Genomic DNA, 17,707 nt, shown 5'->3' with positions numbered 1-17,707 from the left:
TTCGGAATAGTTTAACCGAAAATCAACTCCACTTTAAGGATTTATCTTTGAGCAAACAAAAATTAACTTACAATCAGCAACGTAGAATTCGTTCTAACAACGCAAAAACATTACAACGTCACAAATTGAAGGAAAGTAAAGAAATTCAGTGGCAAGATGAAATGCTAGGTCCAACGCAAGAAGGTACAGTGGTAACGCGCTATTCTTTACACGCTGATGTAGAAAATGAGCAAGGGCAAATTTTTCGTTGTAATTTACGCCGCACTTTAGCTAATGTGGTTGTTGGGGATAATGTCATATGGCGAGAGGGCAATGAGCAATTGCAAGGAGTAAGTGGCGTGATTGAAGCAATTCATCCACGTCGTAACGAGATTGCTCGCCCAGATTATTATGATGGATTAAAGGTTATTGCTGCCAATATTGATCGCATTATTATTGTGTCAGCCGTTGTGCCAGATTTGTCTTGGAATATTGTCGATCGCTATTTGGTGGTGTGTGAAAATGCGAGAATTCCTGCAGTGATCGTGATTAATAAAGCTGATTTATTCTCTCAAACTCAGCGAAGCGCAGTAGAAAATCAGCTTAAGATTTATGAAAAAATTGGTTATCAAACGCTGATGATTTCCGCAAAAACTGGCGAAAATATGCAAAATCTTACCGCACTTTTGTCTAACGGATCATCTATTTTTGTCGGACAATCAGGCGTAGGGAAATCCAGTTTAATCAACAGTATTTTGCCTGATGTTAATGCTCAGGTTGGAACTGTGAGTGAAGGATCGGGATTAGGACGTCATACCACAACCTCTTCTCGCCTGTACCATTTACCACAAGGAGGAAATTTGATCGATTCACCGGGGATTCGAGAGTTTGGTTTATGGCATTTAGATGCCGATCAAATCACAAAAGGATACCGCGAATTCCAATACGTGTTAGGTACTTGCAAGTTTAGGGATTGTAAACATTTGAATGATCCGGGATGCGCCTTGCGTGAGGCTGTAGAGCAAGGAAAAATTGATCCAGTAAGATTTAAAAACTACCATAATTTAATTGAGAGTTTGTTAGAAACAAAAGATCATAGACACTTTTCAGTCAAGGCAATGGTTAAATAAAGGTTAATAACCGCATAAAAAACCGTCGCTTTAAGTGTTTTTTTGTGATTTAGTTCAAATTTTATGGTGATTGGGGTTGATTATTGTTGTGTTAAGTTGAATACTATTTCGAGATTTATTTTTAGAGATGAAATAAATACATAATTGAACAGCCGTTGTTGCTGTTTGATGTCAAAACAAAATTTATACTCAAACAATGATTAAGAGGATTTTACTATGTACTCAAAAGATGTTGAAATTATTGCTCCAAATGGTTTACATACTCGCCCAGCAGCGCAGTTCGTAAAAGAAGCAAAAGCCTTTGCTTCAGATATTACAGTAACTTCTGGGGGCAAAAGTGCAAGTGCAAAAAGCCTTTTCAAATTACAAACTTTAGGTTTGACTCAAGGTACGGTGATCACCATTTCTGCTGAAGGTGAAGATGAGCAAAAAGCAGTAGATCATTTAGTTGCATTAATTCCTACTTTAGAGTAATCACATCATTAGCCACAAATTTTACTTCCTAGAAAAAGTTCGTTTGTGGCTATTGTTCTATTTATAGCCAAATTTAATTATTAGTTCGGAAGGTCATTATGATTTCAGGTATTCCAGCATCACCCGGTATTGTTTTCGGTAAAGCGCTTGTTTTAAAAGAAGAAAAAATCGTACTTGATACGCAAAAAATTCAAGACGACCAAGTTGACGCTGAGGTTGCACGTTTTTATGAAGGACGCAATGCAGCCATTGAGCAATTAACCGCAATTAAAGATCGTGCTTATGCTTCATTAGGTGAAGAAAAAGCCGCGATCTTTGAAGGTCACTTAATGATTTTGGAAGATGAAGAATTAGAAGAAGAAATCATTGATTATTTACGTTCTAATAAAGTGAATGCGGGTGTTGCCGCAAGCACAATTATTGATCAGCAAGTGGCAATGTTATCAGAAATTGATGACGAGTATTTAAAAGAACGTGCAGGAGATATTCGCGATATTGGTAATCGTTTAATCAAGAATATTTTAGGTATGCACATTGTTGATCTGGGTGAGATTAACGAAGAAGCCATTCTTGTGGCTTATGATTTAACGCCATCAGAAACTGCACAGCTTAACCTTGACAAAGTGCTTGGTTTTATTACAGATATTGGCGGTAGAACGTCTCATACTTCTATTATGGCGCGTTCATTAGAATTGCCGGCCATTGTGGGAACAAATACGGTTACGCAGCAAGTAAATACGGGAGATTTCTTAATTCTTGATGCGGTGAATAATTGTGTTTATGTGAATCCAAGCCAAGATGAAATTGAACGCTTAAAAGCCTTAGAAGCCCAATTAGCGGAAGAGAAAGCAGAATTAGCTAAATTAAAAGATTTACCAGCACTTACTTTAGATGGACATCGTGTTGATGTGGTAGCAAATATCGGTACGATTCGTGATGTAGAAGGAGCTGATCGTAATGGTGCGGAAGGCGTAGGCTTATATCGCACAGAATTTTTGTTTATGGATCGCGATCAACTTCCAACAGAAGAAGAACAATTTATTGCTTATAAAGAAGTCGTTGAAGCAATGAATGGCCGTTTAGTTGTATTAAGAACGATGGATATTGGTGGAGATAAAGAATTACCTTATTTGAACCTACCAAAAGAAATGAACCCATTCTTAGGCTGGCGTGCGATTCGTATTGCGTTAGACCGTAAAGAAATTTTACATGCTCAATTAAGGGCGGTATTAAGAGCGTCTGCTTTCGGTAAATTAGCAGTAATGTTCCCAATGATTATTTCTGTGGAAGAAATTCGTACCTTAAAAGAAGAAATTACACGATTAAAAGAGCAGTTACGTAATGAAGGTAAGGCGTTTGATGAAAATATTCAAATTGGTGTAATGGTGGAAACCCCATCAGCCGCAGTAAATGCGAAATTCTTAGCGAAAGAAGTTGATTTCTTCAGTATCGGTACTAATGATTTAACACAATATACCCTTGCGGTGGATCGTGGTAACGAGTTAATTTCTCATTTATATAACCCAATGACACCATCTGTATTGAGCTTAATTAAGCAAGTGATTGATGCCTCTCACGCAGAAGGTAAATGGACGGGAATGTGTGGTGAGCTAGCAGGTGATGAGAGAGCCACTTTATTATTACTCGGTATGGGTTTAGACGAGTTTAGTATGAGTGCCATTTCTGTGCCAAGAATCAAAAAATTAATCCGTAATGTAAATTATCAAGATGCTAAAGTCTTGGCAGAGAAAGCCTTAGCGCAACCAACTGCCGCAGATATTGAAAAATTGGTGGCTGATTTTTTAGCAGAAAAAGCATTAAACTAGATACCAATTATTCAAGTTTTGGGCTAGAATAGCCCAAACATTCACTTAGTAGGAGACTAAAAATGGGTTTTTTTGATAAATTATTTGGTTCAAAAAGCAATAAAACCGTTGAAGTAGAGATTTATGCACCGCTTTCAGGTGATATTGTGAATATTGAAGATGTGCCTGATGTGGTTTTTTCAGAAAAAATTGTGGGTGATGGAATTGCAATTCGCCCAACCGGTAATAAACTTGTTGCCCCTGTTGATGGCGTTGTAGGCAAAATCTTTGAAACTAACCACGCTTTCTCAATGGAATCTACCGATGGTGTGGAATTATTCGTACACTTTGGTATTGATACCGTTGAATTAAAAGGGGAAGGGTTTAGACGTATTGCCGAAGAAGGTCAAACAGTAAAACGTGGTGATACCATTATTGAATTAGATTTAGAATTACTTGAAGCCAAAGCTAAATCTGTACTTACCCCAGTAGTCATTTCTAATATGGATGAAGTTAGCCATATTGAGAAAAAAACAGGTGAAGTTGTTGCGGGTGATTCTGTTGTTCTTGTCGTGAAAAAATAAAAGACCTCATATAATCAAGCCCATTCCATTAAGTGAATGGGCTTTTTGTTATGCAGAAATGTGGTTAAACACCGGTCAAGTTTATCTGTAAAATAGTTAAGAAAAAGATGATTAGCCATTTACGCGCTTTACCCATTATGTAAAGTGCGGTGGAATTTTTTCATAAATTTTTTGTCTTTCTATAGACTTAGCAATATTTTCTCATTTCAACAAATCTTATATTTTTTATAATCTTTGTTAAATATTTGTAAACGGGTTTTAATAGTTGTAAAATAGCCCAGATATAAGTATTAGTTATCCATTCGTTGTTCAGTTTCAGATAGAAATTGAACTTAACTTCAACTTAATAAATAAGGAAAAGACTATGTCAGAAATGTTAAGAAATGACGTAGATCCGATCGAAACCAATGATTGGTTATTGGCGATCGACTCAGTAATTCGTGAAGAAGGTGTTGAAAGAGCACAGTTTATTATTGAGCAATTAATGCAGCACGCTCGTGCAAATTCAGTCTCTTTACCAACGGGTGTTACCACTGATTATATTAATACTATTCCTGTTGAGGAAGAGCCAAACTACCCGGGTAATTTAGATCTTGAACGCCGTATCCGTAGTGCAATTCGTTGGAATGCAATTATGATGGTATTAAGAGCCTCTAAAAAAGATCTAGAGCTTGGCGGTCATATGTCATCTTTCCAATCTTCTGCGACAATCTATGAAGTTTGTTTCAACCATTTCTTTAAAGCGCGTACCGAAAAAAATGGTGGCGACTTAGTTTTCTTCCAAGGTCATATTTCTCCGGGGATTTATGCGCGTGCTTTTGTTGAAGGACGTTTAACTGAAGAACAACTAGATAATTTCCGTCAAGAAGTACACGGAAAAGGGCTTTCTTCTTACCCGCACCCTAAATTAATGCCTGAATTCTGGCAATTCCCAACTGTATCAATGGGGCTTGGTCCATTGAATGCCATTTATCAAGCACGTTTCTTAAAATATTTACATAATCGTGGCTTGAAAGATACCGCAGATCAAACTGTTTACGCATTCTTAGGTGATGGCGAAATGGACGAAGTAGAATCTCGTGGTGGGCTTGCTTTTGCCGCTCGTGAAAAATTAGATAACCTTGTTTTTGTTATCAACTGTAACTTACAACGCTTAGACGGCCCTGTAACAGGTAATGGCAAAATCATTCAAGAATTAGAAGCGCAATTTAACGGTTGTGGCTGGGAAGTAATTAAAGTTGTTTGGGGTCGCCGTTGGGATCGTTTATTACAACGTGATACTTCAGGTAAATTATTGCAATTAATGATGGAAGTGGTTGATGGCGATTATCAAACCTTCAAAGCAAAAGATGGTGCTTATGTTCGTAAACACTTCTTTGGACGTTACCCTGAAACTGAAGCATTAGTGGCTGAAATGACCGATGATGAAATCTGGGCATTGAACCGTGGTGGTCACGATCCATTAAAAGTCTTTGCCGCATTCAATAAAGCAAAACAAGTTAAAGATAAACCTGTTGTGCTATTAGTGAAAACCATTAAAGGTTATGGTATGGGTGATGCAGCGGAAGGTAAAAATATTGCTCACCAAGTTAAGAAAATGGATATGTCGGGCGTTAAACACGTTCGCGATCGTTTCAATATTGCGGTATCCGATGAAGAGATTGAAAAATTACCATATATCAAGTTTGAAGAAGATTCAGAAGAATACAAATATCTTCACGAGCGCCGTCAAGCATTAAATGGTTATTTACCAACGCGTGCGCCACGCTTTACCTATGAGCTTGAAGTGCCAGCGTTAGAGGAGTTTGCCCAATTATTTGAAGCCCAATCTCGTCCAATTTCAACCACAATGGCGTTTGTTCGTTCATTAAACGTATTGTTGAAAAATAAATCTGTGGGTAAACACATTGTGCCAATTATTGCAGACGAAGCACGTACTTTCGGTATGGAAGGGTTATTCCGTCAAATTGGTATTTATAACCCACACGGACAAAACTATACGCCACAAGATCGCGAACAAGTTTCTTACTATCGTGAAGCCATTGATGGTCAAGTGTTACAAGAAGGGATTAATGAACAAGGTGCAACTGCATCTTGGATTGCGGCAGCAACTTCTTATAGCACAAACAACGTGCCAATGATTCCATTCTTTGTGTATTACTCAATGTTTGGTTTCCAACGTGTTGGTGATTTAATGTGGTTAGCTGGCGACCAACGTGCGCGTGGCTTTATGATTGGTGGTACATCAGGTCGTACAACGCTAAACGGTGAAGGCTTACAGCACGAAGATGGTCATAGCCATATTCAATCTTCAGTTATTCCAAACTGTATTTCTTATGATCCTGCTTTTGCGTTTGAAGTGCCTGTGATTATTCAAGACGGCGTTCGCCGGATGTATGGTCCAGAGCAAGAAGATGTGTACTACTACATCACAACCTTAAATGAAACCTATGAGCAACCTGCAATGCCAAAAGGTGCAGAAGAGGGTATTCGTAAAGGTATTTATAAATTTGAAACGGTAACAGGACAAGGTAAAGGCAAAGTTCAATTATTAGGTTCAGGTGCGATTTTACGCCACGTTCGTGAAGCAGCGAAATTGCTTGCAGATGACTTTGGTGTTACTTCTGATGTGTATAGCGTAACTTCATTTACCGAAGTTGCACGAGATGGCGCAAATGTAGAGCGTTGGAACTTATTACATCCTGAAGCAGAAGCCAAAACACCATACATTGCACAAGTAATGAATGATGCGCCGGCTGTGGCAGCGACAGATTACATCAAGCTTTATGCAGAACAAGTACGTGCTTATGTGCCAGCACAAAGTTATCGTGTATTAGGTACAGACGGTTTTGGTCGTTCAGACAGCCGTGAAAACTTACGTGAACATTTTGAAGTGAATGCACATTATGTTGTGATCGCCGCATTAACTGAGCTTGCAAAACAAGGTACAGTTGATAAGAAAGTTGTGGCAGATGCTATTGCAAAATATGGCATTGATGCAGATAAAATTAATCCACTTTACGCATAATTAACATCGCTCCCCTTGCTTTGGTGAGGGGAGTTTTGAGGAAAAAAGAAAATGGCTAAAGAAATTCAAATTCCAGATATTGGTGGCGATGAAGTAACCGTTACCGAAGTAATGGTAAAAGCCGGTGATACGGTTGAAGTTGATCAATCAGTAATTAATGTTGAAGGTGATAAAGCCTCTATGGAAGTGCCTTCACCTGAAGCGGGTGTCATTAAAGAAGTATTAGTAAAAGTTGGTGATAAAGTTTCAACAGGTACACCGATGTTTATTTTAGAAGGTGCAGCTGCTGCACCAACACCTGCCGTGGAAGAAAAAGCTGCGCCAGCTGCTCCACAAAGTGCGGGTGGTTCTGTGATTGAAATTCACGTTCCAGATATTGGTGGCGATGAAGTAAACGTGACTGAAATTTTAGTGAGCGTAGGCGATTCTGTTTCAGAAGAACAATCTATTTTAAACGTAGAAGGTGATAAAGCCTCTATGGAAGTGCCTGCGCCTGTAGCTGGTGTGGTAAAAGAGATTCTTATTAAAGTAGGCGATAAAGTTTCAACGGGGTCATTAGTGATGAAATTTGAAACGACTGCCGCAGCGCCAGCAACTCAACCAGCGGTTGAGGAGACAACTGCTCCTGCAGCAGTCTCTGGTGGCGTGCAAGACGTTCACGTTCCAGATATTGGTGGTGATGAAGTCAACGTGACTGAAATTATGGTTGCCGTGGGTGATAGTATTTCTGAAGAGCAATCATTAATCACGGTTGAAGGCGATAAAGCCTCAATGGAAGTGCCTGCCCCATTTGCTGGTGTAGTGAAAGAAATTTTAGTGAAATCAGGTGATAAAGTTTCAACGGGTTCATTGATTATGCGTTTTGAAGTTGCAGGTTCAGCACCAGCTGCTGCGCCAGTGGCACAACCAGCTGCACAAGCCCCCGTACAAACTCAAGCAGCTAGCCCAGCACCAGCAGCGCAATCTGCGCAATCGGCTAACCAAGCAGAAGTTACAGCGAGTGCAAGTTTTGCTCACGCAACACCAGTTGTTCGCCGTTTAGCGCGCGAATTTGGCGTAAACCTAGATAAAGTGAAAGGAACAGGTCGTAAAGGTCGTATCCTAAAAGAAGACGTTCAAGCTTATGTGAAAGCGGCAGTGAAAGCCGTAGAAAGCGGTTCTGTCTCTGCAACATCAACAGGTGCAGCAAATGGTGCGGGTTTAGGCTTACTCCCTTGGCCGAAAGTGGACTTCAGCAAATTTGGTGAAGTAGAACAAGTGGAATTAGGTCGTATCCAAAAAATCTCTGGTGCAAACTTACACCGTAACTGGGTAATGATTCCGCACGTTACACAATGGGATAAAGCGGATATCACCGATTTAGAGCAATTCCGTAAAGAGCAAAATGTGCTTGCGGAAAAACAAAAACTTGATGTAAAAATTACCCCACTTGTATTTATTATGAAAGCGGTAGCGAAAGCCTTAGAAGCTTATCCACGCTTCAATAGCTCGTTATCCGAAGATGCACAAAGCTTGATCTTGAAAAAATACGTTAATATTGGCGTCGCAGTCGATACACCAAATGGTTTGGTTGTACCAGTATTTAAAGATGTGAACAAAAAAGGCATTATCGAACTTTCACGTGAATTAGCGGAAATCTCGAAAAAAGCACGTGCAGGTAAATTAACGGCTTCGGATATGCAAGGTGGTTGTTTCACCATTTCAAGCTTAGGTGGTATTGGTGGTACACAATTTACGCCAATCGTAAATGCCCCAGAAGTGGCGATTTTAGGTGTGTCTAAATCTGAAATGACACCGGTGTGGAACGGTAAAGAATTCACACCACGCTTAATGTTACCATTATCACTTTCTTACGATCACCGTGTGATTGATGGGGCAGATGGCGCAAGATTTATCACCTTCATTAATGGTGTATTAAGCGATCTTCGCCGTTTAGTAATGTAATTTCCTGAGCGTTTCTCATTAATAATGGGAAACGCTGTTTAGTTAAAGTGCGGTGTAAAAATCGCAAGAATTTAACGAGGTAAAAAATGAATAAAGAGATTAAAACACAAGTTGTTGTACTTGGTGCAGGCCCAGCTGGTTATTCAGCAGCATTCCGCTGTGCGGATTTAGGCTTAGATACCGTTATTGTTGAACGTTATTCAACCCTTGGTGGAGTGTGTTTAAACGTTGGTTGTATCCCATCTAAAGCCTTATTACACGTTGCGAAAGTGATTGAAGAAGCAAAATCTTTAGCGGAACACGGTATCGTATTTGGTGAGCCACAAACCGATATTGACAAAATCCGTGGTTGGAAAGAAAAAGTTATCAATCAACTTACAGGCGGCTTAGCTGGAATGGCTAAAATGCGTAAAGTACAAGTCGTAAATGGTTATGGTAAATTCTCAGGCCCTAATACGATTATTGTTGCGGGTGAAGAAGGTGAAACAACCATTCATTTTGATAATGCGATTATCGCAGCGGGTTCACGCCCAATCCAATTACCATTTATCCCACACGAAGATCCACGTATTTGGGATTCAACAGATGCACTAAAATTAAAAGAAGTACCACAAAATCTATTGATTATGGGCGGTGGTATTATCGGTCTTGAAATGGGTACAGTATATCACGCACTTGGTTCTAATATTGACGTAGTAGAAATGTTTGATCAAGTGATCCCGGCTGCCGATAAAGATATTGTTCAAATCTACACAAAACGTATTGAGAAGAAATTCAACTTATTACTTGAAACCAAAGTGACTGCGGTTGAAGCAAAAGAAGATGGTATTTATGTTTCAATGGAAGGCAAAGCAGCGAATGAAACTCGCCGTTATGACGCCGTGTTAGTTGCAATCGGTCGTACACCAAATGGTAAATTGATCGATGCCAATGTTGCTGGTGTAGAAGTGGACGATCGTGGCTTTATCCATACGGATAAGCAAATGCGTACCAATGTGCCACATATCTTTGCGATTGGCGATATTGTTGGGCAACCAATGCTTGCTCACAAAGGGGTACATGAAGGTCATGTCGCTGCAGAAGTGATTGCAGGACAAAAACACTATTTTGATCCGAAAGTCATTCCTTCTATTGCCTATACTGAGCCAGAAGTAGCTTGGGTAGGTAAAACAGAAAAAGAATGTAAAGCTGAAGGTATTAACTACGAAGTTGCAAAATTCCCTTGGGCAGCATCAGGTCGTGCGATCGCTTCTGATTGTGCAGATGGTTTAACTAAATTGATCTTTGATAAAGATACTCACCGCATTATCGGTGGTGCTATTGTCGGTACAAACGGTGGTGAGTTGCTAGGTGAAATTGGTTTAGCTATTGAAATGGGCTGTGATGCAGAAGATCTTGCATTAACTATCCACGCACACCCAACTTTACATGAATCTGTGGGCTTAGCCGCCGAAGTATTTGAAGGTTCAATTACAGATTTACCAAATCCAAAAGCGAAAAAGAAAAAATAAATTTCTTATCTCTTTAAAGCCTTTCATTAGAAAGGCTTTTTTATTATTAAACTATTTTGCTGAGTTGTGATCTTCATCACAGTGAAATTATGACTATCATCATAATTGACTTTCTTACCCACCAAGTAAACTAAATCTACGGTTAATTGACGGAGGAGAAGTTATTATGTGGCTGACGATTTTTAGTTTTCTATTTGTAACAGGGGCAGTTGCGTGGGTAGCTTGGCAAAAAACCAAAAATGATGATTTATCAACAGCAAAAGGATATTTCCTTGCTGGACGGGGATTAAGTGGTTTAGTTATTGGTTGCTCTATGGTATTAACATCATTATCTACAGAGCAAATTATCGGCGTCAATGCGAATTCCTATAAAGGTAATTTTTCCATTATAGCTTGGACGGTTCAATCGGTTATTCCACTTTGTTTCTTAGCACTGTATTTATTACCAAAATATATTCGTAATGGCTATACCACCATTCCAGAGTTTTTTGAAAGTCGTTTTGATCGCCAAACTCGCTTGATTATGTCTGGATTATTTTTAATTTTTTATTTATTTATCGTAATTCCGACCGCACTTTATACTGGAGCAATTGCGTTTAATAAAATTTTTAACTTAGAAAGCGTATTTGGAATGAGTTACGCTGAATCTATTGTTTATACCGTGATGGCAATTGGTTTTATTGGCGCAATTTATGCCATCTTTGGTGGTTTAAAAGCGGTGGCTGTATCAGATACGGCGAATGCGATTATCTTAGTTATTGGTGCTATATTAGTCCCTATTTTTGCGCTAATTTATTTGGGAAATGGGAGTTTCATTGAAGGGCTACGTATTGTTGGAACAACCCATATTGAAAAATTTAATGCAATCGGTAGTGCAACGGATGCGGTACCTTGGCCAGCTATGTTTACAGGCATTTTAATTGTAAACTTTTTTTATTGGACGACTAACCAAGCGATTGTGCAACGTGCATTAGGGGCAAAAGATTTAAAATCAGGTCAGAAAGGGATTTTGATTGCAGCTCTCTTCTTGCTTTTACTCCCTACCATTTTAAATTTACCGGGTTTATTGAGTTTTCATATTTTGGGGGAAGGAATAAATCCAATCGATTTGTCCTATCCAGAATTAGTCAATCGAGTATTACCAACCGTATTACAAGGGTTCTTTATTGCGGCATTATTTGGTGCAATTTTAAGTACATTCAATTCCTTCTTAAATTCAGCAGCAACCATTTATTGTAAGGATTTATTACCTTCACTAACGCAAAGAACCTTCAGTGAAACCGAATTAATTGTTTATGCGAAAAAGGTTTCAGCAATAATGGCAATTATCACGATCATTATTGGTCCTTTATTAATGTTTGGTACAGAGGGTATTTTCTTGCTTACTAAACGTTTTGCCGGTTTTGTCAATATTCCTATTGTTGCTTTATTTGCTGTCGGGCTATTTAATAAAACCGTATCAGGATTAGCCGCACGTATTGCTTTATTGGTGCATATTATTTTGTATTTCCTCATTGTTTGGGTGTTTAATGTAAAAGTAAATTTTGTATATGTTATGGCAGCACTATTTGTTTTTGATGTCATATTAATGCTAGTCTTAGGGTTATTCTTACGCAGAAAAACGCCTTATGCTGATAATCTCTCTAACCAAAGCAATGTCGATTTAAGTAATTGGGAATATATTAATATTACGGTAGCCTCCCTTGCTTTAGGTTTGGTTTCACTTTATGCACTGCTTTCACCTATTGGGCTTGCTTCAGAAAATGGGAAACCACTTTGGGTGCTTGCGGCTTACGTTATTCTTCAAGTGATTTTATTTGTGGTAATTGGTCGAAATAAGAAAAAGGTGTAATCAATGAAAAATGTAATTTATATTCTTTTAGATCAAGTTAGAAAAGATATGCTCGGTGCGTATGGGCATCAGATTGTCAAAACGCCGAATTTAGATCGTCTAGCGCGAGAAGGCGTGCGTTTTAACAACGCTTTCACGCCAGCTTCAGTATGTGGACCTGCACGTACGTCATTATTTACAGGGCAAATGCCGTCCACACACGGCATTATTCGTAATGGAGAAAAAGGCGGAATAGGGGAAGTGCCTCCTGAACAGCCTCATATCGGTAAATTAGCAGGATACAATTGCTATGTAGCAGGAAAATGGCACGTCGGCACGCGATCTGTACCAAAAGATTACGGTATTAAAGGGCATAATTTTGACGGGTATGGCTACCCGGGAAGTCGCGTTTATAAAAATTTAGTCTTCGATCAGGCGCCAACTCAACCAAATCGTTATCCTGAATGGCTTGCAGAAAAAGGTTTCCCAACACCTGAAGTAAGTTTAGCTTATTTTGGTGACAATCCTCATCTACGCGTTCAAGAGCTGTGTGGTTTGCTTTCTGGCACAAAAGAACAGACATTACCTTATTTTATTATTGATGAAGCGAAAAGTTTTATCCAAGAATCGCTAATACAACACAAACCTTTTTTTACTTGGATTAATTTTTGGGGACCACATACTCCTTGCATTGTACCGGAGCCTTATTATTCAATGTATGATCCAAAAGACGTCGTGTTAGATCAGAGCTTCTTTAAGCCTTTAGAAGGAAAACCGGGACATTATCGTACGATTTCTAAAATGTGGGGAATGTGGGAAGCCAGTGAAGAACGCTGGAAAGAGGTAATAACCAAATTTTGGGGATATATCACATTAATTGATGATGCCATTGGTGACTTATTTGACTTCCTTGAAAAACACAATCTTTATCAGGATTGTTTTATTGTCGCCACCGCAGATCACGGCGATGCAATGGGCGCACATAGAATGATCGAAAAAGGGGAGTTTATGTTTGATACTACCTATAATATTCCTCTGATTATTAAAGATCCACAATCCCAACGTATCAACGAAGTAGATGATAATTTAGTTTATTTGCACGATTTGACTTCCACCGTTTTTGATGTTGCAGGACAAACCATTCCAGAAACTTTTCAAGGAGAAAGCCTATTGCCCATTTTACGAAAAAGCAAATCCAATGATCGCAAAGGGCTACTCGCTCAACTAGCGGGGCATTTTGTTTATTTTGAACAAAGAATGTGGCGTAGGAAAGATTACAAACTGGTCTTTAATGCAAGTGATGTAGGAGAATTGTACGATGTTCGTAATGACCCTGAAGAGTTACATAATTTATTTTCTGATCCCAAATATCAGCAAGTGAAAAAGGAAATGTTAGAAGAAATGCGGGCAGAAATGCTGAAATATAAAGATCCACTAGAAAACTGGGTATATCGTATTATTAATGAACTCTAATTCTTCTAAATAATTACGAAAAGAAAAAGTGTAGTGAAAAATAATAAGCTGCTTAGAAGTTGAACTAATTTCGGTTGTTGATGTTATTGAAATTAGCACGGAGAACTTTCTTTTATTGAAATAATATAAAAATGCAATGATTAGAGAAGGTTTTTGAGATTTATTAAGAAAATTATGGTTATCGTTGTATTTTCCTTACACTCAAAATGGATAACAATATCTTTTAAGAAGGCACAAACAATCACGTAAATTAGGATTGAAACAGAAAATAAAGCAAGGTGAATATTGCTCTTATTACGATGAAGTTATTGCTCTTATTACGATGAAGTAAGGGGATTGCTTAAGCGTGATTTTACTCTGATTTTTCCAATAAGAAATAGGTAATTAATGTAAAGAAATTGAAATCTAAAAAGAGGGCTTATTCAAGCAAAATTAGAAGTCCCCAGTTCTGCGTAGTATAGAACTCAGTCCTTGAATTAAATCAATCTAAGTTTTTGGATAGACTCGTTTTAATCGCACTTTTCTTTTTGATTGTTTTACTGTGCCATATTTTCTACGGTTTTGAGAAAGCCTTGTGCGGTAGCAAAAGCATCACTTTTTCCTTGCGCACGCATAATCATATCTGACATTTCACGAAATGCGCCCTGACCACCGTGACGTTGTAGCACGTAGTCGGCACAATCTTGTACATAATCCATCGCATCACCTACCGCAAAGGATAATCCACATACTGCAAAAGCTGGGAGATCCACGCTATCATCGCCAATAAATGCCGTTTCTTCTGGGGTTACGCCAGCTTGTTTGATTAATTCAAAACAGGCGCTTTCTTTTTCTAATTTGCCTAAAAAGAACAGGTTAATACCAAGATCAGCAATGCGTTTGCGTAAAATAGGGGAGTCTCGCCCAGAAAGTACGGCAACCTGTACGCCATTTTCCATTAACATACGAATGCCTAAACCATCGCGAACGTGGAAACTTTTAAAGGCTTCACCGTTGGCATCATAGTGGAGTAAACCGTCTGTGAGTACGCCGTCCACATCGGTGATCACAAGTTTGATATTTTGTAATTGTTCGTTTGAAATCATAGTATTAGCTCGAAAATTCAATTAAACCTACCACGTTTTTAGCGTCATCTAACACAATTAATGAATGAATTTTGTGTTCTTTCATCACATTTTCTGCTTCCGCTAAATAGCAATTGGCATTGATGGTTTTAGGTTGTGAGGTCATCAGTTCTTGTGCGGTTTTACTTAAGGCTTCCGCACCATTGCGTGTGAGCGTTCGGCGAATATCACCATCGGTAATAATACCTTTTAATTCATTGTCTTGCATTACAATTGCGACACCCATACGTCCTTCATTCATAATGCTTAAACAATCGGTAAATGAGGTGGAAAGCTGTGCAATAGGTAATTTCGTTTGCATTTGATCTTTCACTCGGGATAACAAGCGTTTACCTAAACTTCCTCCTGGGTGATATTTGGCAAAATCTTCAGGTTGGAAGTTTCTTGCGGTAATTAATGCAACGGCAAGGGCATCACTCAAGGCGAGTGTAACCAAGGCAGAAGTGGTCGGTGCAAGATTATTCGGGCAAACCTCACGCTCCACCGTAATATCTAGCACATAGTCTGCGTGTTTTGCCAAGGTGGATTGTTTATTGCTGGTTAATGCAATGATTTTATTGCCAAAATTTTTTAAACTTGGAATAAGTTTATTCACATCATCGGTTTCACCACTGTAGGAAATTAGCATCACAATATCAATGGGCTTGAGCATACCTAAATCGCCGTGAAAGGCTTCCGTGGGGTGAAGGAAAAAACTGGGCGTCCCTGTGGAAGCAAAGGTTGCCACCATTTTTTTACCGATCAGCCCTGATTTACCAATTCCACCGACAACTAAGCGTCCTTCGCAATTTAGAATTAATTCTACCACTTGGTTGAATTGCTCATCTAAACGCTGGCTTAGTTGTAGCAAGGCCTTTTGTTCCACCGCGAGGGTGTCTTGTGCGATTTTAAGATAATCCATTGTTGCCTCTTTCATATTAAGCAAAAGTGCGGTTATTTTAGCGTAAGTTTTTTATGAACTCTAGCAAGATATTTTATTGCGCTTTTCTTGCATTTCCTTGATATTCCGCTATACTCTTGCTCCGAGTTAGCCAAACAATCGCTGGTTTATTGAAGCCCTAAACCGTTTATAACGACCTAGTGGGACAAATAGACGAGAGGAAAGTCCGGGCTACATAGGGCAGAGTGCCAGATAACGTCTGGGAGGCGAAAGCCTACGACAAGTGCAGCAGAGAGCAGACCGCCGATGGCTTTTTAGCACAGGTAAGGGTGAAAGGGTGCGGTAAGAGCGCACCGTGTGAGTGGTAACATTTCACAGCAGGGTAAACTCCACTCGTAGCAAGACCAAATAGGAACTCAATGAGTGGCCCGCTCAGAGTTCGGGTAGGTTGCTTGAGCGTTTGTGTGAATAAACGCCTAGATGAATGATTGTTCAACGACAGAACCCGGCTTATCGACTAACTCAACGAATAAAATAGCCTCCATTTTTGGAGGCTTTATCTTATCTTATCTTATCTTAAAAGTGCGGTCTATTTTTTCAATAAATCTTTTAACCCTTCTTTCATTGCCGACATTTGGTGTTCATAAGCCGCTTTACTTTCCCGTTCATCAATCATATAAGTGATGGTTTCAGAAAGCGTCATTTTCATTTTCTTAGCATATCTTGATAGCCTTAACCATACAGAATATTCTAAATCAATTGATTTTTTCTTGGTGGTTTGCTTTTCCGCATTGAAAAAACGTTTACGCCGCGCGCGAATCGCTTGATCTAATTTCACGACTAAATTAGGTGAAAGATGCATTTTCACCCATTCTTCTATTTGTACAGCATTATTTTGCACAGCGATCAAACGGCGTACCATTTCTTGCTGTAAACTACGCTCTTCATAGCGTGTAATTTGCTCTCCTTCACGGGCTTTTTTGGTTAAATAGAGCCATTTCCAGTGCGCTTCTTGATTTTCTAGCTTTTGGTATTTCATCGTATTTCCTCAAGTCCGTTACGGGGTAACTCTATAAGTTTACGCTGTTCTGATTTTTTTCGCTAGTACATTTTGTTTATTTGCCTCTATTAATGGGATGTGTTTTGTTAAATAGGTCAGCTCATTATCCTTTACAATCTATGTTATTTATTGCAAAATGCGATGAATTATCAAGGGGAATCATATGTCTGATTACATTTCTAGAGCGGAGTTTGAGCGATTTACTCGTTATAATGAGGAACGCTATCTCTCTGTTTAACCGAGTGTTAGGGTTAGATCTCGTTTTACGAGGAATCGTTTTACCATTATCTACTACTGAACAAAATTCTACGCAAGTTATACAGGATATTGTTCAGTTATTAGAAAATGTAAAGAATCAAATGATTACTTCTGATAGCATTGCACCTGAACATCAAAAAGATATTTTTGCAAGCACGAATGAAATGATAAAGATGTTGCAGGATAGACTTCATAAAATGGAGGAATAAGGCAATGAAAAAGAATTATGAGTTATCATCAGTTATTGGTACTGTTGTTACTACTTATGCCTCAACTTATACTGAATTGAAAGGCAGACAGGAGGAGCTTGTCGCTATTGAGGGAAAAATAAGTGAAATAAAAGAAGATATTGGAGAACTCAAAGCAAACTTCAAAATAATGGAAAAAACATTAATTGAAATTAATAATAAACTTGATAAAGTTGTTGAAGAGCGTAAGTGGTATAAGGCAGCTGCGGGTTTTGTCATTGCAGCATCAACAGCAATTATTGCATTTATTGTTTTTCTCATTTCATATTCAAGCGAGATAACTGCGATCAAAGAGCTTCTTACTCAAGTTATTCAAAAATCCGCCTAATAATTCTTATTGAGATTTTTCTCGTTTATTTAAATTTAGCCGCTACTTGT

The 17,707-nt window shown here is 38.7% G+C and carries 14 protein-coding genes and 1 other RNA gene; 12 read left to right on the top strand and 3 right to left on the bottom strand.

Translation table 11 applies throughout. The features are described 5' to 3' along the window. The first annotated feature begins 47 nt into the window (after positions 1 to 47). The 9 genes from rsgA to L4F91_RS05255 all read left to right on the top strand — a co-directional run bounded on the left by rsgA (position 48) and on the right by L4F91_RS05255 (position 13,759). Positions 48 to 1,109, top strand: coding sequence for a small ribosomal subunit biogenesis GTPase RsgA (rsgA, locus tag L4F91_RS05295; protein ID WP_395897740.1), 1,062 nt, complete (start codon positions 48 to 50; stop codon positions 1,107 to 1,109). Positions 1,110 to 1,325: 216 nt separating this feature from the next. Beyond that, entirely contained in the window at positions 1,326 to 1,583 is a 258-nt protein-coding gene (ptsH, locus tag L4F91_RS05290) for a phosphocarrier protein Hpr (protein ID WP_100295592.1), read from the top strand. Positions 1,584 to 1,681: 98 nt separating this feature from the next. After that, on the top strand, positions 1,682 to 3,409 hold the full coding sequence (gene ptsI / locus L4F91_RS05285; RefSeq protein ID WP_250350222.1) for a phosphoenolpyruvate-protein phosphotransferase PtsI: 1,728 nt from the start codon (positions 1,682 to 1,684) through the stop codon (positions 3,407 to 3,409). Positions 3,410 to 3,471: 62 nt separating this feature from the next. Beyond that, positions 3,472 to 3,972 carry a PTS glucose transporter subunit IIA gene (gene crr, locus L4F91_RS05280; RefSeq protein WP_250350223.1) on the top strand — a complete coding sequence of 167 codons (501 nt, stop codon included), beginning with the start codon at positions 3,472 to 3,474 and terminating at the stop codon, positions 3,970 to 3,972. A 364-nt stretch (positions 3,973 to 4,336) separates the two neighbouring features. Then, positions 4,337 to 7,000 (top strand): pyruvate dehydrogenase (acetyl-transferring), homodimeric type, encoded by a 2,664-nt coding sequence (gene aceE / locus L4F91_RS05275; RefSeq protein WP_395897737.1) that lies wholly within the window; start codon positions 4,337 to 4,339, stop codon positions 6,998 to 7,000. A gap of 51 nt (positions 7,001 to 7,051) precedes the next feature. Then, positions 7,052 to 8,944, top strand: a complete 1,893-nt coding sequence (aceF, locus tag L4F91_RS05270) for a pyruvate dehydrogenase complex dihydrolipoyllysine-residue acetyltransferase (protein ID WP_395897735.1) — start codon at positions 7,052 to 7,054, stop codon at positions 8,942 to 8,944. 86 nt (positions 8,945 to 9,030) lie between these two features. Beyond that, on the top strand, positions 9,031 to 10,455 hold the full coding sequence (gene lpdA / locus L4F91_RS05265; protein WP_250350226.1) for a dihydrolipoyl dehydrogenase: 1,425 nt from the start codon (positions 9,031 to 9,033) through the stop codon (positions 10,453 to 10,455). A gap of 166 nt (positions 10,456 to 10,621) precedes the next feature. Continuing rightward, positions 10,622 to 12,307 (top strand): solute:sodium symporter family transporter, encoded by a 1,686-nt coding sequence (locus L4F91_RS05260; protein ID WP_250350227.1) that lies wholly within the window; start codon positions 10,622 to 10,624, stop codon positions 12,305 to 12,307. Between the two features lie 3 nt (positions 12,308 to 12,310). Then, on the top strand, positions 12,311 to 13,759 hold the full coding sequence (locus tag L4F91_RS05255) for a sulfatase-like hydrolase/transferase (protein WP_250350228.1): 1,449 nt from the start codon (positions 12,311 to 12,313) through the stop codon (positions 13,757 to 13,759). 536 nt (positions 13,760 to 14,295) lie between these two features. Here the strand turns inward: L4F91_RS05255 and L4F91_RS05250 are convergent. Continuing rightward, a complete protein-coding gene (locus L4F91_RS05250; protein WP_250350229.1) occupies positions 14,296 to 14,844 on the bottom strand; it encodes an HAD family hydrolase in 549 nt (182 codons plus the stop codon). Between the two features lie 4 nt (positions 14,845 to 14,848). Beyond that, positions 14,849 to 15,784 carry a KpsF/GutQ family sugar isomerase gene (locus L4F91_RS05245; RefSeq protein WP_395897732.1) on the bottom strand — a complete coding sequence of 312 codons (936 nt, stop codon included), beginning with the start codon at positions 15,782 to 15,784 and terminating at the stop codon, positions 14,849 to 14,851. Between the two features lie 122 nt (positions 15,785 to 15,906). Here L4F91_RS05245 and rnpB point away from each other — a divergent pair. Then, positions 15,907 to 16,292: RNase P RNA component class A (rnpB, locus tag L4F91_RS05240), an RNA gene on the top strand. Between the two features lie 60 nt (positions 16,293 to 16,352). Here rnpB and matP read toward each other — a convergent pair. Then, complete coding sequence (gene matP / locus L4F91_RS05235; protein WP_250350231.1) at positions 16,353 to 16,802, bottom strand: macrodomain Ter protein MatP; 450 nt, start codon at positions 16,800 to 16,802, stop codon at positions 16,353 to 16,355. A 212-nt stretch (positions 16,803 to 17,014) separates the two neighbouring features. Here matP and L4F91_RS05230 point away from each other — a divergent pair, with 212 nt between their 5' ends. Then, positions 17,015 to 17,290 carry a hypothetical protein gene (locus L4F91_RS05230; RefSeq protein WP_395897730.1) on the top strand — a complete coding sequence of 92 codons (276 nt, stop codon included), beginning with the start codon at positions 17,015 to 17,017 and terminating at the stop codon, positions 17,288 to 17,290. Positions 17,291 to 17,294: 4 nt separating this feature from the next. Continuing rightward, on the top strand, positions 17,295 to 17,657 hold the full coding sequence (locus L4F91_RS05225; protein WP_395897728.1) for a hypothetical protein: 363 nt from the start codon (positions 17,295 to 17,297) through the stop codon (positions 17,655 to 17,657). The last annotated feature ends 50 nt before the right edge of the window (positions 17,658 to 17,707 follow it).

The sequence above is a fragment of the Avibacterium sp. 20-126 genome, assembly GCF_044358625.1.
Classification (GTDB): Bacteria; Pseudomonadota; Gammaproteobacteria; order Enterobacterales; family Pasteurellaceae; genus Avibacterium.
This window is presented reverse-complemented; position numbering and strand designations above follow the sequence as displayed.